Genomic DNA, 24,185 nt, shown 5'->3' with positions numbered 1-24,185 from the left:
CTAACGTTGGATCATGGTTGGCCCGAACCCATATTTTAAGGGACAGGGCCAGAAAGATTTTATCAGGAGCGAGGCCGCTACCATGAGCCAACAACATTTTGATGTACTGATTATCGGCGCCGGCGTTTCCGGCATTGGCATGGCGTGCCACCTCAACCGCGAGTGTCCGGGCAAATCGTTCGCCATCCTCGAACGCCGCCAGTCTCTGGGCGGTACCTGGGACCTGTTCCGTTACCCGGGCATCCGTTCCGATTCCGACATGTTCACCTTCGGCTACAATTTCCGTCCGTGGACCGGTGGCAAGGTGCTGGCGGATGGCGCCTCCATCAAAAATTATGTGAAAGAAACGGCCGAGGAAAACGGCGTCGACAAGCACATTCAATACGGTCTGGCGGTAAAAACCGCGGACTGGTCCAGTGCCGACAAGTGCTGGACGGTGACTGCCGAGCGGGAAGAAACCGGCGAGACCGAAACCTTTACCGCCAGTTTCCTGGTGGGCTGCACCGGTTACTACAACTACGACAAGGGCTATAAACCCGACTTCCCCGGCGAAGAGGACTTCAAGGGCGAGGTGGTTCACCCCCAGCACTGGCCCGAGAATCTGGACTATGCCGGCAAGAAAGTCGTGGTGATCGGCAGTGGCGCCACCGCCATTACCCTGGTGCCGACCATGGCGGAGGAGGCGGCGCACGTCACCATGCTGCAGAGGTCGCCCACCTACCTGATGCCGTTGCCGTCTACCGATAAGGTGACCCTGGGCCTGCAGAAAGTGCTGCCCGCCAAGGCGGCCTACAAGATCACCCGCGCCCGCAACATCTCCATCGCGCGCCTGTTGTACGAGCGTTCCCGCAAGAGTCCGAAGGCCATGCGTCGGCTGTTCCTGAGCGTGATCAAGCATCAGGTGAGCGGTACGGCGGACATGCGCCACTTCACGCCGGACTACAATCCGTGGGATCAGCGCCTGTGCGTGGTCAAGGATGGCGATCTGTTCAAGGCGCTGAAGTCCGGTAAGGCCTCTATCGCCACAGACCACATCGAGCGTTTCACCGAAACCGGTATTCGCCTGAAATCCGGTGAAGAGCTGGAAGCGGACATCATCATTCCGGCCACCGGCCTGGATATTCAGATGCTCGGTGGTATCAAGCCGGCGGTGGATGGCGAGACAGTGGTGATGAAGGACAAGATCATCTATAAGAACGTGCTGGTGGAAGGCATACCCAATGCCGCCATGATCTTCGGGTACACCAACATCTCCTGGACCCTGAAGGCGGATATCGCCGCTGAATACCTGTGCCGCCTGATCAATCACATGGACAAGAAGGGTAGCCGTGTGGTGGTTCCGCGGGATACCGAGAACAGCCTTGGTGAAGATACCATTCTGGGCGCCCTTAGCTCCGGCTATATCAAGCGCGCGGAGGATCGGCTGCCGAAGCAGGGGACTCACGGCCCGTGGAAAGGCTCACAGAATTATCTGGAGGACGTGAAGATCCTGCGTTTTGATCCCATCGAGGATGGCTACCTGGAGTTTGATGGCGAGCTCTCCCGTGACGCGTCGGAGAGCTCCACCGGCTTCCTGAAACCGTTGCGGTCGGCGCTGTTCGGCTCATAATGGCTTACCGGGCCTGCGGGCCCGGTTACCTAAAGCATCTGTAAGTCGGTGCGGGAATATGTCAGGCTCTTTGGCCTTATTAATTGCAGTAAAGGCTATTGATGTATGTCGAAAACGGCCAGAAAGAAAAACAAGCCTCTGTGGCATCCGGTTTACTGGTCCTCCTGGCTGATTGTCTTCACGCTGTACCTGCTGTCGTTGCTGCCAATGCCGGTCAAGCAGCGCTTTGGCAAGCGCCTGGGGTGTTTTCTGGAGCGCAAGCTGAAATCCCGTTCCAGGGTGGCCCACACCAACCTCGCTGCCTGTCTGCCCGAGTTGGCCGAGGATGACCGGGAGCAACTGGTGCAGGATAATTTTATCGCCTGTACCCGTGGCTTTCTGGAAAGTACCCACGCCTGGTGGCGGGACATGTCCAGCTATTGCGAGAGCACGGAAATACACGGGCTGGAGCACGTGGAGGAGGCAAAGGCGCAAAACCGGGGTGTCCTGCTGATCGGCGCCCACTACAGCATTTTTGATTTCGCCCTGCCGCTGATTGCCTGCAAACTGGACAAGCCGGGGTATATGTACCGCCCCAACGATAACCCCGTCATTGATCGTATGATCGAAAAAGGCCGGCGCCGTCACTTCAATATTCGCTCGTTTTCCAAGCGCCAGCTGCCCAGGATGATGAAGTTCCTTAAGGATGGCGGCCAGGTGTGGTTTGCCTGTGACCAGGATTTCGGTCGCAAGACCGAGCTTTTCGTGCCGTTTTTTGGCGTGGATGCCGGCTGCATCACTTCCCCCAGCTATATTGCGCGGGAGTCCGGTGCGGCTGTGCTCTGTGTCAGCCATTTGCGGTTGCCTGATGGTCGCTATCGCGTGGAGTTTTCCCCCATTCAGGAAGACTTCGGCCAGGACGAAACCCGGGATGCCGAAACCTGGAACCGCTTTATCGAATCCACCATTCGGGAGTTTCCGGACCAGTACCTGTGGCTGCACAAGCGGTTCAAGAGCCGACCAGAGGGTGCTGCGAAGATCTATTAGAGAGCCATGTCTTCACAACCGTTTACCACCTCAGAGCTGGCGCTGCTGGTTTACCAGGCCGCACAGGACCGGGAGCGCTGGCCGGAGCTGGTCAGCGCCCTGAAGGAAACCGCCAATCCGTTCGATGAGGACCCGGTCTATCGGGATCGTGACGCCCGTAGCCGGATCATGGATGAGCTGCTGCCCCATATCAGTCAGGCGCTGGAGATGGAGCAGGCGATGCGCCAGGGCGAGACTGCCCAGGATCTGCTGGGGCAGACCCTGGAAATGTTACCGGTGGGCATCGCTCTGGTGGATGATGGCCTCAATATCCTGACCATGAACCGTCAGGCCGACATCAGCCTGCGCGAGAGTGGCATTCTCGGTAATCATGGCGGGCGCGTTCGGATCAACAACCGCGAACACCACCGTACTCTGCATCAGTCCATCCAGCAGTCTTTGCGGGCGGGCACCAGTCACACCCTGATGCTCAACGACCATAGTGCGGCGCGCGCGGTATCCCTGATGGTGTGTCCGGCGGATGTGGTGCGGGAGTCTGAGCGACAGGACGCTTCCGTTGTCACGCTGTTCATTTCCAATCCTGACATCAACAATCTGGTGAACGAGGCCACGGTCGCCGATCTCTATGGCCTGAGCTCGGCGGAAGCGTCTCTCACGCGGCACCTGATTGAGGGGCTGTCGTTGAGTGAAATGGCAGAACGCCGTGGTGTGTCGGAACATACGGTGCGCAGCCAGTTCAAGTCCATTTTCCGCAAGACCGACACCAGCCGTCAGGCGGAGCTGGTGTCGCTGATTCTGTCCGGACTTGCCCCGATCGGCAACAGCCTGCCGGAGATGACCGATCGCACCGCGTCCTGGCAGCGCGAGGATGAAATCGAAACTCGTTACTTCCAGACAGCGGACGGGCGAACGCTGTCCTATTGCCAGTATGGCGAGCCGGGCGGACGCCCGATTATCTTTTTCCACAGTGTGCGCGGGTCTCGCCTGGAAGTGCCCGGTAGCCTGGACGTCCTCCATCGCCTCAACCTGCGGCTGATTGTGCCAGACCGGCCGGGGTATGGCCGATCCGATGCCCTGGAGGATCGCACCACCCACCACCTAGCTGAGGACGTGGCGGCGCTGGCGGATCACCTGGAGCTGGATCGCTTCCTGCTGCTGGGGTATTCGCTGGGCGGCTTTCTGGCGCTGCATTGTGCGGCCCACCTGGGTGAGCGTGTTGAAAGGCTGGGGCTGGTGTCTGCCCTGGCTCCGCCCCAGACCGATCCCGGCGGGCGTCCGCTGAAGGGGCTGTTTCGTCTGGCTGTGACGTTGGCGGACAAAGCGCCATCGCTGGCGGAAAAAATCCTCAACCAGATGGCCCGGAGTATCCTGCGGAATCCCCGCAAGCATCTGGGATCGGACGCTGACCGGCGGCTGCTGGAAGACCCGGAAACCCGGGACCAGTATGTGCGGGCCATGGCGGAGTCCTGCAGTCGCGGCTCCGGAGGGTTTGTGGAGGATCTTAAGGCCGTGGCCCGTACCCCCGATCTCTCACCGGACCAGCTGAATCTTCCGGTTTATCTTTGGCACGGCCACCAGGATGGCCAGGTGGACGTGCAGCAGGCCATTCGCCTGGACGAATGGCTCACCAACAGCGAGTTGACCCTGTTGCCCGACGGGGGCCACTTCTTCATCTACGAACGCTGGGAGAAGATCCTCAAGGGTTTTGTCAGCTAACGCCCGGGCTAGCCGTCGTCAAAGGCAACACTGATCACATCCCGATAGTTACGAATGCGCTGCACGTAGTGAACCGGTTCATATCCCCGAGCATAACCGTAACGGGTTTTGGGGTAGTAGCGCTTGTCGGCCTTCAGGGGCAGCACTTCTTTCATGTCATCCCAGGAATCCGGATTTTTGCCCAGGTCCCGCGCCAGTTGGCGGGCGTCCAGCAAGTGACCGCGACCGATGTTGTAGCTGGCCAGGGCCAGGAAGGTGCGGTCTGGTTCCGGAATGGTATCCGGCAGGCGGCGATGACGATCGGCCAGGTAACGCGCACCGCCGTCAATGGCGGCCACCGGGTCGAGGCGGTCGGTGACGCCCAGGGATTGCGCGGTATTCTTGGTCAGCATCATGATGCCCCGAACCCCGGTGGCGGATACCGCAGCGGGATCCCAGTGAGACTCCTGGTAGGACAGCGCAGCCAGCAGGTCAGCGGGCATCCCGGTGGTGGCTTCCGCGTCAGCGAAGTGAGTGACAAATTTGGGAAGCCGCTCTTCAAGGCGGCGGTTCAGTGCTCTCAGGTCGACAAAATCAAACTCGCCGATGTAAGCGTAATACCGGCTTTCCATAAAACCGATGGCTTCATCGCCGGCGGTACTGTTCATCCATTCGCGGGCGCTGCCTGCCAGTTCCTCGGACCCGGCCGGGAGGTACCATCCCAGGTTCTTGCCGGAGCTCAGGTTCATCGCTACTTCAAGATGAGGGAAGTGGCGGCGCATGACCTGAACAATGTTGGAATCAGCCACGGTGCAATCGAGGGATTGCTCTGCAACCGCAGACAGCAATACTTCGGTTGTCCGACCGTCGTCCTCCTTGAATTCGACGCCCTCATGCTCCGTTGCCAGACTGTTCAGGGTTTCCACGTAGCTTGAATCCGCTGTCACCGTAATGCCTACGTCAGCCAGAGCCTCGGGCTTGCGGGGAAGCGGGCGCATTTCCCGATGGCACACCAGCTGTTCGGTAATTTCGGTGTGGGCCGGGCCCTGGGTGAAGCGTTCTGTCCGTGAGGGCAGGTGTGTCAGACCGGCTGCGGCAAGATGGGTGGCTCCGGATTCCAGTGCTTTTAGTACATCAGAGGTGGAATCATGCATGGTCCACTGCACCTGCCAGCCTTTACTCTCGGCAAAGCGGGTGACCAGGCTGTGTTCCGGGCCGATGGGATTTTCGTGACGATCCAGGTAGTAGGTCGTGGACCCATTGCGGGTGGCTACTTCCAGCACGCCGGTTTCTTCCGGTGGCGCCAGTTGCTTGGCAGATGTTCCGCTGGAAGTGTCGCTCTGGCCGCAACCGACAAGGGCAGTAGCGGTCAGGGCGACCAATGCAATTTTCAGGGTCGGAGTCATTGAAGACCTCTCTTGTTGTAAGTGACGTGTCTGGTTACGAACCCGTAACCTGAATGTATCACTTTGAATTCAACGAGGTGGGGATTGTCGGCTGTACAATCGCCAGTTTGGCCCAATCGGGGGAGAACGGTTTAGCGCATCTGCAGAGTAAATAATTATAAAAAGTTATGAAAAGCACCTATGGCTATTTCCCGGACCCTCTGTTACCGTGCCTGCATCCTGCCTCTAAGGATTTCCGCAGTTTCCGGCCCTGTGCCCTTTGCGACCTATCCGATACGACCTGTCAGAGGACGTCACCCCGTTAACGGCGCGTGACCGTAGTCGTCTATTATTCCATGAATTTTCATGGCATCTGCCCGCATTCGCCGAGAACGGTGGTCGTGGAGGCAGAACAATCAAGAGTTGATCCAATATGAGTTTTTCTTCACTCGGTTTGTCCGAGCAGCTGGTCCGTGCCACTTCCGATCAGGGTTATGATACCCCGTCTCCCATTCAGGCCCAGGCAATTCCTGCCGTGCTTTCTGGCCGGGATGTGATGGCTGCCGCCCAGACCGGCACCGGCAAAACCGCCGGCTTTACCCTGCCGCTGTTGCAGCGCATTGGTGAGAACCCGCGCACCGGCAAGGGTCCCCGTGCCCTGATCCTGACGCCCACCCGTGAGTTGGCGGCTCAGGTTCACGACAGTGTAAACCTGTACAGCAAATACGTTCCCACCAAGGCCGCTGTGGTTTTCGGTGGCGTGAAAATCAATCCGCAGATGATGAAGCTGCGCAAGGGTCTGGACGTACTGGTGGCAACACCGGGTCGGCTGATGGACCTGTACCAGCAGAACGCCGTTCGCTTCAACGAAGTGGAAATCCTGGTGCTCGACGAAGCCGACCGCATGCTGGACATGGGCTTCATTCGTGACATTCGCAAGATCCTTGCGCTGTTGCCGGCCAAACGCCAGAACCTGCTGTTCTCCGCCACCTTCTCCAACGAGATTCGCACCCTGGCCAAGGGCCTGCTGGATAACCCGGTTCAGGTGGAAGTCGCGGCCCGTAATACCGCGGCGGAAAGCATCAAGCAGTCCGTCTACCCGGTAGACCAGAGCCAGAAAACCGCCCTGCTGAGCAAGCTGGTGCGTGACAATGCCTGGGAGCAGGTGCTGGTGTTTACCCGTACCAAGCATGGCGCCAACCGCCTGACCCAGAAACTGGAGCGCGACGGTATTACCGCTGCGGCGATCCATGGCAACAAGTCACAGGGTGCCCGCACCCGTGCGCTGGCGGACTTCAAGCAGGGTGAAGTGCGTGTGCTGGTAGCAACCGATATCGCGGCCCGTGGCCTCGACATCAAACAGTTGCCCCAGGTGGTGAACTTCGAGTTGCCCAATGTGCCGGAAGATTATGTTCACCGTATTGGCCGTACCGGTCGTGCCGGTGAAAGTGGCCACGCGCTGTCATTGGTCAGTGCCGATGAAGGCAAGATGCTGGCGGGTATCGAAAGGCTGATCAAGAAGCAACTGCCGCGCAAGAGCGTGGAAGGCTTCGAGCCGACCAACAACCTGCCGCTCAAGCCCAAAGCCAAGGCCGATCCGAGCCGTGCCCGTAATCGTAACGGTGGTGGTAACGGCAAACCGGCCGGCAATGGCCGCAGCTTTGGCGCCAAGCCGGCTGGTCGCAGTGGCGGCCGCAGCCAGAACGGCGGCGGTGGTCAGGGCCGGCGTTCACCGGCTCGCCAAAGCGCGTAACCGGCCCCCGGCATTGCTGCAATAAAAAGGCGGGGCCGAAGCCCCGCACAAGAGAACGTACCTGCCGGAAACCCACAGACCGTGAGGTTTCCGGCGGGCACGGGGATCAGAACTTGTAGGTAAAGCCCACCATGTAAACCATCGGATCGATTTCCACGTCCGTGGTGATCTCGCCCACTTCCGTGTCGCCGGACAGCGCCGTGATGGTGGCGTCAGTTTCAAGATCTACCCACCAAATGGCTGCGTTCAGCCCGAAATGCTCGTCCAGCATGTAATCAACGCCCAGCTCCAGGGCAACGCCAACACTGTCATCCAGATCCAGTTTCGAACCGTCAACAGTGCCTGCAGGGGTGCCGAAGTTTGCCTGTGCCACGGAATCAATCACGGCATTGAGCGTATTGGTGGTTTTTTCCTCAAAGAAGGTAGTGTAGTTAACACCCACGCCAGCGTATGGCTGAAGCCGGGATGCGCTGTCCATGGGAAAATACTGAAGGGTCAGTGTGGGTGGTAAGTGTTTGGTTTCCGCCAGCTTGCCAACGCCGTCCAGGCCATCAGCACCGCTGATGTTGTGCTTGAATGGAGTGGCTCCCAGAACGCCAACGCCAATGTGGGAGGTGACCATGTAGGTCGCCGTGATCCCGAGCTGACTGTTGGAATCGACGGCCACACCGGTACCCGGCAACGCCAGATCCTGGCCGGCCAGCGGGCCTTTCCCTGAAAACGCCAGGTCACTACTGGAGTCATCCGGGGCTGCGTGGGCGGGGCCGGCCCGCAACATGAAATCACCGGCCTCATAGGCCTGAGCAACAGGGGCTGCTGCCAGAATGCCGGCAGCCATAACACTGAAAGTGAACGTACGGGACATGGACATCTCCTTGAACCTGAATAGTCGATGGCGACAGGTTAAGGACTATGGCGAGTGGAAACTTGATATGGCGCAAGTCTACGCGCCCGGTATCGGAGTGTTCGCTGAGAGATTGATTCAACTCAATAAAATGGCAGGTGAGGGGGAAGACGGCTTGTCAGCCGGTCTTCTTTTTGCCGTCCGGCACGAATACATCACGAACCGTCAGCGGTTTGCCATCGACATCCTGGACTTCCACCGGGCGAATGGTGCGACCGGTTTCACGGTCCCGAAGATCCAGCGGCGCCTGATCCGGCGCCGGGTTCCACTTGTCACCCCACTGGCGCAGGGCAATCACGATCGGGAACAGGTCACGGCCTTTCTCGGTCAGACGGTACTCGAAGCGGGAGCCGTGTTCGCCCACATCCACTTTTTTCAGGACTTCGTTGTCCACCAATCGGGCCAGACGGTCACAGAGGATGTTGCGGGCAATGCCCAGTTCCTGCTGGAAGTCCACAAAGCGACGGGTGCCATACATGGCGTGCAGCACCACAAGCAGAGACCACCAGTCCCCCACTTCATTCAGGGCACGGGCGACGGAGCAACTGGAATCATCAAAACGTTTTCTGGCCATATCGGGAAGTCTACCTAATAGGGTTGCATTTTAAAACCAGATTAAATAGGGTTGCATAAAGAAACCAGATTAATGAGGTTGCGATCTACTATGAGCATGAATCTTGGTCCTATGTTTGACCCCTTCGAAATCCATAACCTGACCCTGCGCAACCGCGTTGCCATGGCACCGATGACTCGCAATTTCTCGCCAGGCAATGCGCCGAGTCAGGAAGTGGTGGACTATTACCGTCGTCGCGCCGAAGGTGGCGTGGGACTGCTGATCACTGAAGGCACCACGGTGAACCATCCCGGCGCCAACGGTTACCCGAACGTGCCGTTTTTCCACGGCGACAAAGCCCTTGCCGGCTGGAAGGACGTTGTTGATGCGGTTCATGAAGCCGGCGGCGCTATCTTCCCCCAGTTGTGGCATGTGGGTGCGGTGCGCAAGGAAGGCACGGAGCCAGATCCGAAAGTGCCGGGTTACAGCCCATCCGGCCTGTTTGCGCCGGGCAAGCCCAACGGCAAGGCCATGAGCAAGGGCGACATTGACGATGTGATCAATGCCTTCGCCGACGCCGCTCAGGATGCCAAGGCGCTGGGTTTCGACGGTGTCGAGATCCACGGTGCCCACGGTTACCTGCTGGACCAGTTCCTGTGGGAAGGCACTAACCAGCGTGACGATGAGTACGGCGGCAGCATGGAAAACCGTCTGCGCTTTGTGGTGGAAATCATCGAAGCCGTGCGCCACCGCGTGGGCCCGGATTTCCCGATTATGCTGCGGTTCTCCCAGTGGAAGCAGCAGGATTATGAGGCGAAACTGGTCAATACGCCGGAGGAGCTGGAACAGTTCCTCAAGCCCCTGGTGGACGCCGGTGTGGATATCTTCCACGCATCGACCCGCCGTTTCTGGGAACCGGAATTCGAAGGTTCCGACCTCAACCTGGCGGGCTGGACCCAGAAGCTGTCTGGCAAGCCGACCATGTCTGTTGGCAGCGTGGGCCTGACCGAAGACTTCATCAGCGGCACCTTCGCCAGCAAGAAAGAAGCGGTGGAGCAGGCCGGCATCGACGAACTGGTGGAGCGTATGAACAACCACGAGTTCGAGCTGATCGCCGTTGGTCGTGCCCTGCTGCAGGATCCGGAATGGCTGGTCAAGGTGAAGGAAGGCCGCATCCACGAAGTGGAGGCGTTTGCCAAGAAGTCACTGGCCAAGCTTTACTGATTGTATGACGCGTTGACGTGAGCCCCGGCCAGCCGCCGGGGCTTTTTTGTGTCTGTCTGTGCTGTAATTTAACCTTGTTTCAAAACCCGTATGATTGACGGCCTGATCATCAAAAAAAGGATATATCATGAGGCCCGTTGCATCTTTTTCTGCCATGATTCTGGTTGTCTTGTCGTTAACCGTTGCCGGCTGTGCCACCGTCGGCCAGGACTTTGCCACCCACAATGTTGACCAGATCGAAATCGGAGAAACCACCCGGGCGGATATTCAGGACATGTTTGGCGAGCCCTGGCGCACCGGTGTTGAGGATGGCAAGCGCACCTGGACATACGGCAAGTACCGCTGGTCTGCCTTTGGTGACGCCGAAACAACGGACCTGGTGGTGCGATTCAATCAGGACGGAACGGTGGCATCCTACGTTTATAACACCACCGAATAGGCGCCAGGACGCGGGAGGCTGGGGTAATGGATGACCAGAGTGACCCGGCGAATATAGAGCAGTTACTGGACCGGTTGGAGGCCGTGGTGACCGACCGTTCCCACGTGTCCATCGGGGAAATGATGGATGCCATAGGGCGCAGAACGTTCGGGCCCGTGGTGCTTCTGGTGGGGCTCATCCTGGTTACACCGCTGAGCGGTGTGCCGGGAATACCGACGCTGATGGGGTTGCTGACCCTGTTGACCCTGGGACAGGTTCTGCTGGGGCGACAGCATTTCTGGTTGCCGGGGTGGCTGGTGCAGCGGAAGGTGGCACGCCAGAAGCTCTTGCAGGGACTGACGTTGTTGCGCCCGCCCGCCAGAAAGATTGATCGCCTGATCCGCCCGCGGCTTACCCTGTTGGTCAAGGGGCCCGGACTTTATGCGATGGCGCTGGGTTGCATGGTGATTGCCGTGGTGATGCCGGCAACGGAAGTTGTCCCGTTCAGCTCCAGTATTGCCGGCGTAGCCCTTGTGCTATTTGGCCTGACCATGATTTCGAGGGATGGCTTGCTGGCCCTGTTCGCCTGGGGGATCTCTCTGACCGGCCCCATCATGCTTGTCCGCAACCTTGGTGGATAAGTAGCAGGCCGAGTTGATAGGCGCTTCTGCCGCGATCTGATCGAACCGGGCTGCCGGGACAACCAGAGTCAGTCCCGGCAGATTGAGCGGTTTTAGCAAGAGTGGCAGAGGCCTGATCGATCAGCCCCGCAACCCTCCTACCAGTTTGTCGATACTTTCCTTGGCGTCACCGAACAGCATGCGGGTGTTGTCCTTGAAGAACAGCGGGTTCTCGACACCGGAATAACCGGTGGCCATGCCCCGCTTGAGAACCACCACCTGCCGCGCTTTCCATACCTCCAGTACCGGCATGCCGGCAATGGGGCTGCCGGGATCCTCGGCGGCGGCCGGGTTCACCGTATCGTTGGCGCCGATCACCAGCACCACGTCGGTTTCCGGGAAATCGGCGTTGATCTCGTCCATTTCCAGCACGATGTCGTAGGGTACGTGAGCTTCCGCCAGCAGCACGTTCATGTGCCCGGGCAGACGGCCGGCCACCGGGTGGATACCAAATCGCACGTTCACGCCCCGCTCACGCAGTATCCGGGTCATATCGCTGACTCCGTTCTGAGCCTGGGCCACCGCCATGCCATAGCCGGGCACGATGATGACGGAATCGGCGTTGCGCAGTTCCTCGCAGACTTCATCGGCACTGGATTCGTACACCGTCTGGTCCGGATCGGTAGCGCTGGCGCTGCTTGTCGTCTGGCCAAAACCGCCGAGGATCACACTGATAAACGACCGGTTCATGGCCTTGCACATGATGTAACTAAGGATGGCGCCGCTGCTGCCCACCAGGGCACCCACTACAATCAGCAGGTCGTTGCCCAGCATAAAGCCGATGGAGGCGGCAGCCCACCCGGAATAACTGTTGAGCATGGACACCACCACCGGCATATCGGCCCCGCCGATGGCCATGATCAGGTGAATGCCGAGCACCGAGGCAATGGCGGTCATCAGCACCAGGGAGATCAGGCCAAATGCCATGCTGTCGGTACCGAGGAACCAGGCCCCCAGCAACACGCAGGCGATAACCGCCACCAGGTTCATCAGGTGCCGGCCGGGCAGGGTGAGGGCCTTGCTGTCGATGCGCCCGTCCAGCTTGCCGCAGGCCACCAGCGAACCGGTGAAGGTCACTGCACCGATAAAGATGCCCACAAACACCTCCACCAGTTTGATGGTGTGTTCCGCTCCGACCGTTGCAATCAGCGGTTCGATGTAGCCGGAAAAGCCCACCAGCACGGCTGCCAGACCGACAAAGCTGTGGAGCAGGGCGACCAATTGTGGCATTTGGGTCATTTCCACCTTGTTGGCGATGGGAATCCCAATGCCGGCGCCAAGTAGCACCGCAATCACAATAGCGATAACGCCGCCGTCACCCACGCTGGCGAGGGTGGCCCCCACCGCGATGATGATGCCGGCGACGCCGTAGAGGTTACCGCGCCGTGCGGATTCCTGGTGGCTAAGGCCGCCCAGGCTGAGGATAAAACAGATACTTGCGACCACGTAGGCCACGCTCACCAATCCTGTGCTCATATCGGGCGCCTCCTACTTGCGGAACATTTTGAGCATGCGATGGGTGACCCGGAAGCCGCCCCCCACGTTGATGCTGGCAATCAGCACCGCGACAAAGGCCATAATGCCGACGGCAATATTCTCCGCCTGGGCCAGATGCAGAATGGCACCGATCACAATGATGCCGCTGATGGCGTTGGTCACACTCATCAGGGGGGTGTGCAGGGACGGCGTCACGTTCCAGATCACCTGCCAGCCGATAAAGCAGGCCAGCACAAACACCGTAAAGTGTTGCAGGAAGCTTTCCGGCGCGTGGGCGCCAACTGCATAGAGCGCGAGGGCCGTCACGATCAGCAGGGCACTCCTGCCAATCAGGCTGCGGCGGTGGGCGTCTTTCTTTGCCGCGGCCTTGTCGGCAGCCGACGGCTCCTCCGTGCCCGGCGCCGGTTTGGGGCTGACCGGCGCCTCCGGCTGGGGTGGTGGCCAGGTAATGTCGTTCTCCCGCACCACCGTCAGACCACGGATGACATCGTCTTCCATGTTGACCTGGGGCTCGCCGTCCTTCTCCGGGGTCAGTTCAGTGAGCAGGTGCACCAGGTTGGTGGCATAAAGATCGCTGGCCACCTTGGCCATGCGGCTGGGCAGGTCGGTGTAGCCGATCAGCGTCACGCCATGGTGATGGGCCACCGTGCCCGGCTCCGTCAGTTCGCAGTTGCCGCCACGTTCCGAAGCCAAATCGACAATCACGCTGCCGGGTTTCATGGATTTCACCATGTCGGCGGTGATCAGTTTCGGTGCAGGCTTGCCGGGAATCAGCGCGGTGGTGATGATGATGTCCACCTCTTTAGCCTGCTCAGCGAACAGCGCCATCTCCGCCTTGATGAACTCATCGCTCATCTGCTTGGCGTAGCCGCCACTGCCGCTGCCTTCTTCGTCCCCAAAATCCAGCTCAAGGAATTCGGCACCCATACTCTCGACCTGTTCCTTAACCTCCAGACGAGTATCAAAGGCGCGAACGATAGCGCCCATGCTGTTGGCGGCGCCGATCGCAGCGAGGCCCGCCACACCAGCCCCGATCACCATGATCTTAGCCGGCGGCACCTTGCCTGCTGCCGTCACCTGCCCGGTAAAGAAACGCCCGAAGTTGTTGGCTGCCTCAATCACCGCCCGATAGCCGGCAATATTCGCCATGGCGCTGAGGGCATCCATCTTCTGGGCGCGACTGATGCGGGGCAGACTGTCGATGGCGAACGAAGTAATCTTCCTGGCTGCCAGTTTCTCCAGCAGCTCCGGATTCTGCGCCGGCCAGAGATAGCTGACCAGAAACGCCCCCTCTTTCATCAAGTCCACTTCATGCTTGTTCAGGGCGGGGTTTTCCATGGGGGCGCGAACCTTCAGGATAAAGTCCGCTTCCTGCCACAGTAACGTGGTATCGGCCGCTATCGCCGCCCCCACTTTTTCGTAGGCTTCATCCGAATAATTGGCGGCCTCGCCAGCGCCAGCTTCGACAACAACCTCGTAACCAAGGCCAACGAGTTTGTGAACAGACGGTGGTGTGGCTGCTACCCGCCGCTCATCCTTGAAGATTTCTCTGGGGATACCTATTTTCATTGTTGGAATGTCCTCCGGGTTGCCCGATGAACCAGTTGTCTGGATACCCACATACTAGTTCAAGTTGACGGAATTGCCCGGAATACCCCAAAAAACGGTAAGTTACTTCACCCGTCAGGAGGACTGGTTCACCAGTTTTTCGATCTCATCCTGGGACAGGTTATCCAACATGGCGCCCCGGAACTGCCGGTTAATAAAACGCTCTGTTTCCTGCTGAATGGTCTCCCGCTGCTCCGGTTTTTCGATGTAATCCATGGCCCGGAACAGAATGTAGCGAATGGTCATGCGGGAAATTTCGTGAATGGTTTCCGGCGGCACGGCACTGACCAGTTGCCGCTCGATAATATCCTCCGCCATTTCCCGGGCACTGGCATTGAGCTGAGCTTCCAGGGCCTTGCGCAACAGCGGAGAAGGACCATGGAGTTCCCGCACCGCGACGGTGGTCGCTGAAGGATTAGATAGAAAGTAGTGGTACACAAACGCGACGGTATCGTGGGAAGCCTGCTCCGAAGATTCTGCCATTTGCCGGAGCTCCCGCACGCCGGACTTCATGTCTGCGGCGATGTATCCCAGCACCTGCAGCCCGAACTCGTCCAGGTTTTTGAAGTGACGGTAAAAGGTATTCGGATTGAGCCCCGCCTCGCGGGCCAGTTCCCGAAGTCCCAATGATGTCAGGCTACGGCTTTCGGTAATCAGACGAAGGCCAGCCTGTACCAGCTTCAGCTTCCCACCGGTTAAAACGTTCATGCGATTTCCACCCAAAGTTAATGGTCTGGTTGGGCGGGCAGGGCTTCCGAAAATGCTCGTAGCCAAGGATGGCGGAGAGCAAGCGTACATGGACGTACTCGCAGCGGTTTTCGGAAGCCCTGCCCGCCCAACCAGACCCTCCCGCGAAGTCCGGAAGCCCGGAAGACAGGACAATCAGTTGTCACGTAAGGCCAATAGACCGTTTCTAGATGAAGCGGAGTATACAGCTGTCTACCGAGACGTGTATACATGTGTATACCGTCAATCATCATGGCGAAACAGACAACAACAGGCAAGGCCAATGGGCCAGCGAACAACGAGGTAGAGTTATGAGTCAGTCAGCACAAATTGCCATCATCGGCACCGGATTCTCCGGCCTGGGCATGGGCATCAAGCTCAAAGAAGCCGGATATGACAACTTCGTGATCCTCGAGCAAAGCGACGATGTCGGCGGCACCTGGCACGAAAACCACTACCCGGGTTGCGCCTGTGACGTGCAGTCTGCCCTGTACTCCTTCTCGTTCGAACAAAACCCGAACTGGAGCCGCATGTTCGCCCAGCAAAAAGAAATCCAGGCCTACCTGCGTCAGTGTGCTGAAAAATACGACCTGATGAAGCACGTGCGTCTGAACACCCACGTGGCCGGTGCAAAGTTTGACGAAAAGACCCAGAGCTGGACCGTCGAAACCTGCGACAGCCCGAAACTGTGGGCCTACATGCAGGAAAAAGGACTCAACCCCGGCGACAAACTGGATCGCAAAGATAAAGACCTGCCAGAGTTCAGCTCTTTCAAGGCTGATGTTGTGGTCTCCGGCATGGGCGGCCTGAGCACCCCGGCCTACCCGCACATCAAGGGTATCGAGAGCTTCACCGGCAAGAGCTTCCACTCCCAGGACTGGGACCACAGCTACGACTTCAAAGGCAAGCGGGTTGCAGTGATTGGTACCGGCGCCTCTGCGATCCAGTTCGTCCCGGAAGTGGCCAAAGAGGCCGGTCACCTGGACCTGTACCAGCGTACCCCGCCGTGGATCGTGCCCAAGCCGGACCGCGAGATCCGTCCGCTGGAGAAACTGATGTTCCGCAAGTTCCCGCAGACCCTGAACGCCTTCCGCCAGAGCATCTACTGGACCCTGGAAGCGCGGGTACTGGGCTTCGTGGGCAACCCGCGCATCCTCAAGATCGGTGAGTTGCAGGCCCGTCGCCACATCCGCAACCAGATCAAGGACAAGGAACTGCGCAAGAAAGTAACCCCGGATTTCCACTTCGGCTGCAAGCGGGTGCTGATCTCCAACAACTACTACCCGGCCCTGGCCCAGGACAACGTGGACGTGCTCACCGACGGCATCCGCGAAGTGCGCGGTAATGTCATTGTCGATAACAACGGCAACGAGCGGGAAGTGGACTGCATCATCTACGGCACCGGCTTCAAGGCCCAGGACCCGATCCCGGCCGGCATGGTCTATGGTCGCAACGGCCAGGACCTGCTGGACGCCTGGAAAGAAGGCGCGGAAGCCTATAAGGGCAGTACCATCAACGGCTTCCCCAACTTCTTCATGCTGATGGGCCCCAACACCGGCCTCGGCCACAGCTCCATGGTGTACATGATCGAAAGCCAGATCCAGTACGTGCTGGATGCTCTGAAGAAAATGCAGAAGCACGGCTGGAAGAGCGTGGAAGTGAAGGAAGACGCCCTGAGCAAATACAACGCCTCCATCCACGCCAAGCTTGGTGACTCCGTCTGGCAGACTGGCTGTAAGAGCTGGTACGTGAATGAAAACGGCAAGAACACCACACTGTGGCCGGGCTTCACCTGGCAGTTCCGCCAGCAGACAAAGCGATTTGATGCGGCGCAGTATGTGTGTGAGCCAGAGGCTGTAGAAGTGGGCGAGGCCGCTCCAGCGTTGTAAGTGCCCTGGCCGGCATGCTACCCAATATGGGCATTTATTCGCCCATATTGGGTATCACGTAAAGGCACCTAAACCTTCGTTCGTCCTCACCGGGCCCTTCCAGACACAACTTCCGGCCGTTATCGGACCAGTTGACCCCGTTACCGGTGCGTGACAGCGGATTCTTTAACCGCTGTAGATCGCCGGGAACGCCTCCCAGGGCAATGATCTGATTCAACAGACTGAGCTTACCGTGGATGTTGAAGGCTTCCGCCACGTAGCGCTCGTATCGCGGGCCTCCCGTCCTGGCGAGGATGCTTCCTGCCGGATTACGCAGCCAGGAAGCTTTGACCTCGTTTTCAGCAATGTCCGTAATCTTTTCCAGATAGTCTTCAGGGGGGAGTCGTGATAGCTCAATCGCCTGCAGATAGACGGGTAGCACGGAATTGATGGTCATGTTGGGTTTGAAAACCATGCGAACCCACCAACCCGGTGTCCAGGTATTCTCGCTTAAGGTATCAAAGAACTGAGGGTGCCGGTCCATGGACTGGAACAGGTAATACACCATGGCAAACTCTCGTGCCATGGCAAGACCGAAATCCCGTTCGGACATGGTCATGGGGGGCAGAGTGGGCGCCAGTTCATAGCCATGTCGCGCAAGTATGGCTGAGAGTACATCCAGGTTCTCTGACATCAGAGCCAGGTAAGCCATTTTGCCAACGATTGTATCCGCCCGGGCTAACTGGGCGCGTACCCTGGCAAGTGTGCTTGTCAGAAGCTGCACAGCCTTGGCGGGGTCGTCCAGCGCAGCATCCCGGATGACTTGCAGCATCATAAGCCGGTGACCGCTGAGCAGGTAGTGGAATCTGGGCATAGGTTCGTGGGCCGATGGTTTGGTCAGCGACTGGAAACCATCCATGGCCATGAAGGTGCGATAGCGGTCGAGTAATGTTCTATCGACCTGGGAAAGCGGCGGGGTCTCATTCCAGGACGATAGCACCCGCACTCCACAACGCGCATCGGACCAGCGGCAGAAAAGGGCGCCTTCGGGCCTGGGCAGGGCCTCATAGTCTGGCCAGGGGGCCTGCTCCGTGGTGAACGGGTCGTCTGCTTCGAGTTGATCCTGTTCCCGGGAATAGGCCAGGATACTCTTGCCCAGATCGATCGGAGCCTGCTCAGGTGGAGCATCAATACCCAGCAGGTAGGGGTGGGCCCGGTTGGTCTGTTGTGCGGTGGTCTGCTCAACCAGCGGATGGGCTTTCGAAGATAGCGGGTCATCGAGCTGGAGCAGCATCACAGCGATGGCCAGCGACTGAATGAAAAGCATGGTTTTCCCTGTTCCCTGGAAATTCTCTCCCCTATTCGCGACTCCTTGGGCATGCGCCCCGAAGTCGCTATTGTCCGGTTAGTTTACCAAAGGCTTGATAGAAAGCATTGCCTGCATCATGGTTTGTAAAAAGGGAGCAAAGGAGAGCACGCCATGAACAGTCCAACTCTTCCAGGCCAATCCCAGATTCTGGAGGCGGAACAGCGCATTCGGCCACACCTGGGCGAAACGCCACTGCTGAATATTCCTGATCTGGATGCCGCCATGGGCCAGTCGCTCGGGCTGAAGTGCGAAAGCCTTCAGCGCACCGGCAGCTTCAAGGTTCGTGGTGCGTTGAACTGGCTGCTGACCGCCAGCGAAGACGAACTCAAGGCTGGCCTGGTGACAGTCTCTGCGGGCAACCACGCTGTTGGCCTCGCCTGGGCGGCCGCCATGCAGGACGTACCGCTCACGGTGGTGATGCCCGAGGGTTCCAGCCCGTTGAAGATTCGTCGTACCCGGGCGCTGGGTGCCGAGGTCATTGTTCAAGGCAGTATTCAGCAGGCCGTGGCCTTGTGCCACGAATTGCGGGACGAAAAAGGGCTGACTCTGGTTCACCCCTATAATGATGTCCGCATCATGGCCGGGCAGGGCACCGTTGGCCTGGAATTGCTGCGCCAGCTACCGGATGTGGATCGGGTGCTGTGTCCCATTGGCGGGGGTGGGCTGATTTCCGGACTGGGGCTAGCCATCAAGGCGCAGCGGCCGGAGGTGGAACTGATCGGTGTGGAGCCGGAAGGCGCGGCCACGATGTTTAACGCCTGGCAAAAGCAGGATGCCAGTGCCAGCCTCGACTCGGTGAATACCTGGGCCGCCAGCCTGGCGCCAGCGGTGGTGGGAGATTGCACCTACGCGGCTTCCCGCCAGGTGGTGGACCGGATTGTCACGGTTACCGAAGCGGGTATCCGGGAGGCCACGCGGCGGCTACTGACTGAGGCCAGGCTCTATGTAGAGCCCGGCGCCAGCGTTGGCCTGGCGGCGTTACTGGAAAACCAGGTTGCGCCTGAACCAGAGAAGACCACGGTTCTGATCATTACCGGCGGCAATCTGGACCTGGAACAGGTCAGTCAGTGCCTTTAACAGGCTAAACGAGCACGCTTAACTGACCAGCGTGCCGCCATCCACCGCCAGGCATTGCCCGGTAATGTGCCGCCCGGCCTCGGAGGCCAGCAGTACGGCGGCGCCCTTGAGATCTTCCTCGCCACCAAAGCGATTCAGCGGAATGCGCTCCAGCATTTTGTCACCCTGGGCATCCAGCAACCCCTGGGACATCTTCGACGGGAAGAAGCCCGGGCAGAGGGCGTTCACGTTGATGTTGTGATGGCCCCATTCGGACGCCAGCGCGCGGGTGAAGTTCACCATGGCGCCCTTGCTGGTGTTGTAGGCGATGGTTTTCATGTCTTCGGGGTTGCCGGACAGGCCCGCGATGGAGGCGATGTTGATCACCTTGCCGGTGTTGCGGGGAATCATGCAACGCTTGCCCACGGTCTGGGTCAGGAAGAACGCAGCGTTCACGTTCAGGTTCATCACCTTCATCCAGCCTTCCGCCGGGTAGTCTTCTGCTGGTGCGCCCCAGGTGGCGCCGGCGTTGTTGACCAGGATATCGATATCGCCAAGCTGACTGACTACCTGATCCACCACGGCGGGAATGCCTTCAAGATCGGACAGGTCCGCTGCGATAGTCACCACCTCAACCCCCTGGTTTTCCAGGTGTGCCTTGGCGTCATCCAGCTCGTGCTGCTTGCGGGCACTGATGGCGATTTTTGCGCCCAGTTCCCCCAGGGCTTCGGCCATTTGCAGGCCCAGACCGCGGGAGCCGCCGGTGATAAAGGCGACCTTGCCGGTCAGATCCAGTAGTTGTTTTACACTCATGGTTGTCTCCTTGATGGTTCAGGCGGTTTTGGCCAGCAGGCCGTCGCTGACTTGCGCCAGATGGTGATCGGCATCGCCGAACAGCAGGTTGATCAGGGTCAGGCGTTTGAACAGGTGGGCGGCGACCATCTCGTCGGTCACGCCCATACCGCCATGCAGCTGCACCCCCTGCTGGCCCACATAACGCGCGGCCTGGCCGACCAGGGTCTTGGCCATGGAGATGGCTTCCCGGCGGCTGGCGCGGTCATCGGAGTCCGCTTCGCTGGCGGCCAGAATCGCCATGGTTTTTGCCTGCTCGGTCTGGATGAACATGTCCGCCATACGGTGCTGCAACACCTGGAACTTGCCGATGGGTGTGCCGAACTGTTTGCGGGTCTTGATGTATTCCAGCGTGGCGCTGTTCATCGCTTCCATGGCACCAACGGCTTCCGCACACAGCGCCGCAATCCCCAGGTCCACGGCCTTTTCAATAGCGGAGAAGGCCTCATCAAGGGTGCCAATCAGGTTGTCGGCGCTGACCGTGACGTTGCTGAAGCTGATATCGGCCGTGCGGTGGCCATCATGGGTGGCAAAGTCGTCCACTTCGACGCCTTTCGCTCCGCGATCCACCAGAAACAGGGACAAACCGGATTCATCGTTCACGCCACCACTGGTGCGTGCGGAGACAATCAACTGGTTCGCCTGGCCACCGTGCAGCACGGCGGTTTTCTGCCCGCTGATCAGGAACTGGTCGCCGTCCATACGGGCGGTGGTCTGCACATGGCTGAGGTTGTAGCGTGCACCCGGCTCGCTGTGGGCCAGGGCCAGTAGCCGCTCACCGCTGGCAATGCCCGGCAGGATGTCCGCTTTCTGGACGTCGTTACCGGCATCCCGGATCAGTCCACCGGCCAATACGACGGTCGCCAGATAGGGCTCCACTACCAGTCCGCGGCCAACATTTTCCATCACCACCATGGTGTCGATGGCATTGCCGCCTAGCCCGTCATAGTCTTCCGGGAAGGTGAAACCGAGCAGTCCCATCTCCGCCAGGGCTGACCAGGTGGCGGGATCGGTGCCTTGTCCGGATTTGATGATGTCCCCTCGTTTTTCGAAACCGTATTCGTTGGTCACGAAGCGGCGCAGGGAATCGTTCAGCATTTGCTGTTCTTCGGTCAGTTCAAAATTCATAACGCCTCCTTACAGACCAAGCACGAGTTGGGCGATGATGTTGCGCTGGATCTCGTTGGATCCGCCAAAGATCGACAGTTTGCGCATGTTGAAGTAATCGCCCGCAGAGGGCGTGGCATCTATTGAGCCTGTACGTGGTCCGTTGTAGTCCAGTTCCAGCGCTTCCGGAATATGGGCAATGGCGTCCTGGCCGCCCGCTTCCATCAACATTTCGAACAGCTGCTGGCCGATTTCGGTGCCACGGATTTTCAGGATCGACGCCTGGGGGCCGGGGCCACGCTTGTCGGTGAGCACCCGCAAAACTGTCAGCTCAAGAGCACGCAGCTCGGCGTCCAGCTGCGCCAGCCGGTCGCGGAAACGGGTGTTCTCAATCAATGGCCGTTGACCGTCCTGCTCCTGCCGTGCCACTTCCTTGAGCCGCTTCATCAACGCTTTCCACTGCCCCACATTGGCCAGGCCAGTACGCTCATGGCCCAGCAGGAACTTGGCGTAGGTCCAGCCTTTGTTTTCCTCGCCGACGAGGTTCTCGACCGGCACCTTCACGTTGTCGAAGTAGACCTCGTTAATCTCATGCTCACCGTCCAGCATGATGATGGGCCGCACCTCAATGCCCGGGGTGTTCATATCAATAAGCAGGAACGAAATACCTTGCTGCGGCTTGCCCTCGTTACTGGTCCGCACCAGACAGAAAATCCAGTCCGCATGCTGACCCAGGGTGGTCCAGGTTTTCTGACCGTTGACGATGTAATGGTCGCCTTCGCGTTTGGCGGAAGTACGTAGCGACGCCAGGTCGGAACCGGCACCGGGCTCGGAATAGCCCTGGCACCACCAGTCCTCGCCACTGAGAATGCCCGGCAGGAAGCGTTGTTTCTGTTCATCGCTACCAAACGTCATGATTACGGGCGCAACCATCCGCAGCCCGAAATCCAGTTGGCGGGGCGCACCGGCAAGGGCACATTCTTCCTCAAAGATAATCTGCTGAATCGGATCCCATCCGGTCCCGCCAAATTCCTTTGGCCAGGTGGAGGCACCCCAGCCCTTATCAAACAGAATTTTCTGCCAGCGCTCGGTCATCGCTTTGTCCGGGCGCAGCCGTTTCTGCACCCGTTCGCGGATGTCGTCCGGCAGGCTGTCTTCAAGAAACTGGCGAACTTCAGCGCGGAACGCCTCTTGTTCCGGGGTGTAATTCAGGTCCATGTTGCACCTCTTGTCTGGTGGCTCAGGTAAATGGTTTTTGGCTTTTGGAGTTGCCTGTTGGTTCTTAATGCCGCGCCTTCGGAATTGGGTGTTTGCACCGGACGGGTATCCCCTTTCAAAACACGCTCCTTCGGCCCATCCATGGGGCGCTTGGGCTCCGCCATCCCTGGCTCCGCACAGTTTTGAAAGGGGATACCCGTCCGGCGCTTCGAGCCTGTGCGTGCCTGCTCTAATAAATTGACTTCTTCGGGCCCAGCCCAGCGTTCTAACACTGCACCTGTTGGCCATTGCACAAGGCTCGGGGCGCCTGTCAGGTATAGGTGTCCAAAACCGTGCGGAGCCATGGATGGCGGAGCCCGAGCGTCACAGGGATGTGCCGTAAGGAGCGTGTTTTGGACACCTATACCTGACAGGTGCCCTCCACCCAGGTTTCAGGCAATCACAGCTTTAGGCAACTTCGAACAATCCCGCAGCACCCATACCCGTACCAACGCACATGGTAACGACGACGTATTTCACGCCACGTCGCTTGCCTTCGATGAGGGCGTGGCCGACCAGGCGGGAGCCGGTGGTGCCGTAGGGGTGGCCGACAGCGATGGCGCCGCCGTTGACGTTCAGGCGGTCCATCGGGATGCCCAGTTTGCGCTGGCAGTAGAGCACCTGAACGGCGAAGGCTTCGTTGAGTTCCCACAGGCCGATGTCGTCGACGGTCAGGCCGGCGCGCTTGAGCAGCTTGGGTACGGCGAAGACCGGGCCGATGCCCATTTCGTCAGGCTCACAACCGGCAACCGCGAAACCACGGAAGATACCCAGCGGGGTAGCGCCGCGCTGTTCGGCCACCTTGCTGTCCATCAGCACACAGGCCGAAGCACCGTCGGAGAACTGACTGGCGTTGCCGGCGGTGACTACGCCGCCTTCCATTGCCGAGCGGATCTTGCTGACGCCTTCCAGGTTGGTGCCCGGGCGGATGCCTTCGTCCTGGCTGACAGTCACTTCCTGGCTACTGAGCTGGCCGGTGGCCTTGTCCGCCACACCCATGGTGGTGGTGATGGGCACGATTTCGTCGTCGAACTTGCCGTCTTCGCGGGCCTGAGCGGCCAGGGTCTGGCTGCGTACGCCGTATTCGTCCATGTCTTCTTTCTTGATGCCGTAACGCTTGGCGACCGTCTCAGCGGTGTCCAGCATCGACCAGTAGAGCTCCGGCTTGTTCTTGGCCAGCCAGGGTTCCATGAAGTAGTTCTGGTTGACGTTGGCCTGCACGGTGGAGATGGATTCAACACCACCGGCGACCATCACCGGCACCCGGTCCACGGCAATGTGGTGGGCCGCCATGGCGATGGCCTGCAGGCCGGACGAGCAGAAACGGTTGATGGTGGCGCCGGCCACGGATACCGGCAGGCCGGCACGGATGGCGCCCATGCGGGCGACGTCGTTACCGGTGGAGCCTTCGGGCAGGGCGCAGCCCATCAGTACGTCTTCGATCTCGTTGGGGTCGACTTTCGAGCGCTCGACCGCGTGCTGGATGGCGTGGCCCGCCAGTGTGGCGCCGTGGGTCATGTTCAGGCCGCCGCGCCAGGATTTGGCCAGGGGCGTGCGGGCAGTGGATACGATGACAACATCATTGGACATAACAATTC

General features: G+C 59.3%; 20 protein-coding genes. 9 read left to right on the top strand and 11 right to left on the bottom strand.

Annotation, left to right across the window (positions count from 1 at the left end):
* Positions 1-82: 82 nt before the first annotated feature.
* From ACQUWM_RS10205 to ACQUWM_RS10195, 3 genes are all read left to right on the top strand, one after another.
* Positions 83-1,609, top strand: coding sequence for a flavin-containing monooxygenase (locus ACQUWM_RS10205; RefSeq protein WP_428922064.1), 1,527 nt, complete (start codon positions 83-85; stop codon positions 1,607-1,609).
* A 105-nt stretch (positions 1,610-1,714) separates the two neighbouring features.
* Positions 1,715-2,635, top strand: a complete 921-nt coding sequence (locus tag ACQUWM_RS10200; RefSeq protein ID WP_428922063.1) for a lysophospholipid acyltransferase family protein — start codon at positions 1,715-1,717, stop codon at positions 2,633-2,635.
* A gap of 6 nt (positions 2,636-2,641) precedes the next feature.
* Positions 2,642-4,351, top strand: coding sequence for an alpha/beta fold hydrolase (locus ACQUWM_RS10195; protein WP_406998632.1), 1,710 nt, complete (start codon positions 2,642-2,644; stop codon positions 4,349-4,351).
* 8 nt (positions 4,352-4,359) lie between these two features.
* Here the strand turns inward: ACQUWM_RS10195 and mltF are convergent, their stop codons facing one another.
* Positions 4,360-5,736 carry a membrane-bound lytic murein transglycosylase MltF gene (gene mltF, locus ACQUWM_RS10190; RefSeq protein WP_428922062.1) on the bottom strand — a complete coding sequence of 459 codons (1,377 nt, stop codon included), beginning with the start codon at positions 5,734-5,736 and terminating at the stop codon, positions 4,360-4,362.
* 412 nt (positions 5,737-6,148) lie between these two features.
* On the opposite strand from mltF, the gene ACQUWM_RS10185 reads away from it, so the two are divergent.
* Positions 6,149-7,468, top strand: a complete 1,320-nt coding sequence (locus ACQUWM_RS10185) for a DEAD/DEAH box helicase (RefSeq protein WP_428922061.1) — start codon at positions 6,149-6,151, stop codon at positions 7,466-7,468.
* A gap of 106 nt (positions 7,469-7,574) precedes the next feature.
* On the opposite strand, the gene ACQUWM_RS10180 is transcribed toward ACQUWM_RS10185, so the two are convergent.
* On the bottom strand, positions 7,575-8,333 hold the full coding sequence (locus tag ACQUWM_RS10180; RefSeq protein ID WP_428922060.1) for an OmpW/AlkL family protein: 759 nt from the start codon (positions 8,331-8,333) through the stop codon (positions 7,575-7,577).
* 157 nt (positions 8,334-8,490) lie between these two features.
* Positions 8,491-8,946, bottom strand: a complete 456-nt coding sequence (locus tag ACQUWM_RS10175) for a winged helix-turn-helix transcriptional regulator (protein WP_406989594.1) — start codon at positions 8,944-8,946, stop codon at positions 8,491-8,493.
* 90 nt (positions 8,947-9,036) lie between these two features.
* Between ACQUWM_RS10175 and ACQUWM_RS10170 the strand changes: the two genes are divergently transcribed.
* The 3 genes from ACQUWM_RS10170 (at position 9,037) to ACQUWM_RS10160 (ending at position 11,208) form a co-directional block, all read left to right on the top strand.
* Positions 9,037-10,149, top strand: a complete 1,113-nt coding sequence (locus ACQUWM_RS10170) for an NADH:flavin oxidoreductase (RefSeq protein ID WP_428922059.1) — start codon at positions 9,037-9,039, stop codon at positions 10,147-10,149.
* A 127-nt stretch (positions 10,150-10,276) separates the two neighbouring features.
* On the top strand, positions 10,277-10,588 hold the full coding sequence (bamE, locus tag ACQUWM_RS10165; RefSeq protein WP_406998641.1) for an outer membrane protein assembly factor BamE domain-containing protein: 312 nt from the start codon (positions 10,277-10,279) through the stop codon (positions 10,586-10,588).
* Between the two features lie 26 nt (positions 10,589-10,614).
* Positions 10,615-11,208, top strand: a complete 594-nt coding sequence (locus ACQUWM_RS10160; RefSeq protein WP_406998643.1) for an exopolysaccharide biosynthesis protein — start codon at positions 10,615-10,617, stop codon at positions 11,206-11,208.
* Positions 11,209-11,328: 120 nt separating this feature from the next.
* On the opposite strand, the gene pntB is transcribed toward ACQUWM_RS10160, so the two are convergent.
* From pntB to ACQUWM_RS10145, 3 genes are all read right to left on the bottom strand, one after another.
* Positions 11,329-12,723, bottom strand: coding sequence for a Re/Si-specific NAD(P)(+) transhydrogenase subunit beta (pntB, locus tag ACQUWM_RS10155; protein WP_406998645.1), 1,395 nt, complete (start codon positions 12,721-12,723; stop codon positions 11,329-11,331).
* Positions 12,724-12,735: 12 nt separating this feature from the next.
* Positions 12,736-14,313: a Re/Si-specific NAD(P)(+) transhydrogenase subunit alpha gene (locus tag ACQUWM_RS10150; protein WP_428922058.1), complete on the bottom strand. Its 1,578-nt coding sequence runs from the start codon at positions 14,311-14,313 to the stop codon at positions 12,736-12,738.
* A 114-nt stretch (positions 14,314-14,427) separates the two neighbouring features.
* Complete coding sequence (locus ACQUWM_RS10145) at positions 14,428-15,060, bottom strand: TetR family transcriptional regulator (RefSeq protein ID WP_406998649.1); 633 nt, start codon at positions 15,058-15,060, stop codon at positions 14,428-14,430.
* A gap of 329 nt (positions 15,061-15,389) precedes the next feature.
* Here ACQUWM_RS10145 and ACQUWM_RS10140 point away from each other — a divergent pair, with 329 nt between their 5' ends.
* A complete protein-coding gene (locus tag ACQUWM_RS10140; RefSeq protein ID WP_406998651.1) occupies positions 15,390-16,967 on the top strand; it encodes a flavin-containing monooxygenase in 1,578 nt (525 codons plus the stop codon).
* 34 nt (positions 16,968-17,001) lie between these two features.
* On the opposite strand, the gene ACQUWM_RS10135 is transcribed toward ACQUWM_RS10140, so the two are convergent.
* Positions 17,002-18,273: a hypothetical protein gene (locus tag ACQUWM_RS10135; protein ID WP_428922057.1), complete on the bottom strand. Its 1,272-nt coding sequence runs from the start codon at positions 18,271-18,273 to the stop codon at positions 17,002-17,004.
* Between the two features lie 153 nt (positions 18,274-18,426).
* Between ACQUWM_RS10135 and ACQUWM_RS10130 the strand changes: the two genes are divergently transcribed.
* Complete coding sequence (locus ACQUWM_RS10130) at positions 18,427-19,392, top strand: threonine ammonia-lyase (RefSeq protein WP_428922056.1); 966 nt, start codon at positions 18,427-18,429, stop codon at positions 19,390-19,392.
* A gap of 18 nt (positions 19,393-19,410) precedes the next feature.
* Here ACQUWM_RS10130 and ACQUWM_RS10125 read toward each other — a convergent pair whose 3' ends face one another.
* The 4 genes from ACQUWM_RS10125 to ACQUWM_RS10110 form a co-directional block, all read right to left on the bottom strand.
* A complete protein-coding gene (locus tag ACQUWM_RS10125; protein ID WP_428922055.1) occupies positions 19,411-20,184 on the bottom strand; it encodes an SDR family oxidoreductase in 774 nt (257 codons plus the stop codon).
* Between the two features lie 18 nt (positions 20,185-20,202).
* Complete coding sequence (locus ACQUWM_RS10120) at positions 20,203-21,351, bottom strand: acyl-CoA dehydrogenase family protein (protein ID WP_428922054.1); 1,149 nt, start codon at positions 21,349-21,351, stop codon at positions 20,203-20,205.
* A 9-nt stretch (positions 21,352-21,360) separates the two neighbouring features.
* Positions 21,361-22,548, bottom strand: coding sequence for an acyl-CoA dehydrogenase family protein (locus ACQUWM_RS10115; RefSeq protein WP_406998661.1), 1,188 nt, complete (start codon positions 22,546-22,548; stop codon positions 21,361-21,363).
* Positions 22,549-22,995: 447 nt separating this feature from the next.
* Positions 22,996-24,177: an acetyl-CoA C-acyltransferase gene (locus tag ACQUWM_RS10110; protein ID WP_428922053.1), complete on the bottom strand. Its 1,182-nt coding sequence runs from the start codon at positions 24,175-24,177 to the stop codon at positions 22,996-22,998.
* Positions 24,178-24,185 lie beyond the last annotated feature (8 nt).

The organism is Marinobacter sp. DUT-3 (assembly GCF_050379435.1).
Classification (GTDB): Bacteria; Pseudomonadota; Gammaproteobacteria; order Pseudomonadales; family Oleiphilaceae; genus Marinobacter.
The sequence above is the reverse complement of the archived record's forward strand: the minus strand, read 5'-3'. Positions and strand labels throughout refer to the sequence as shown.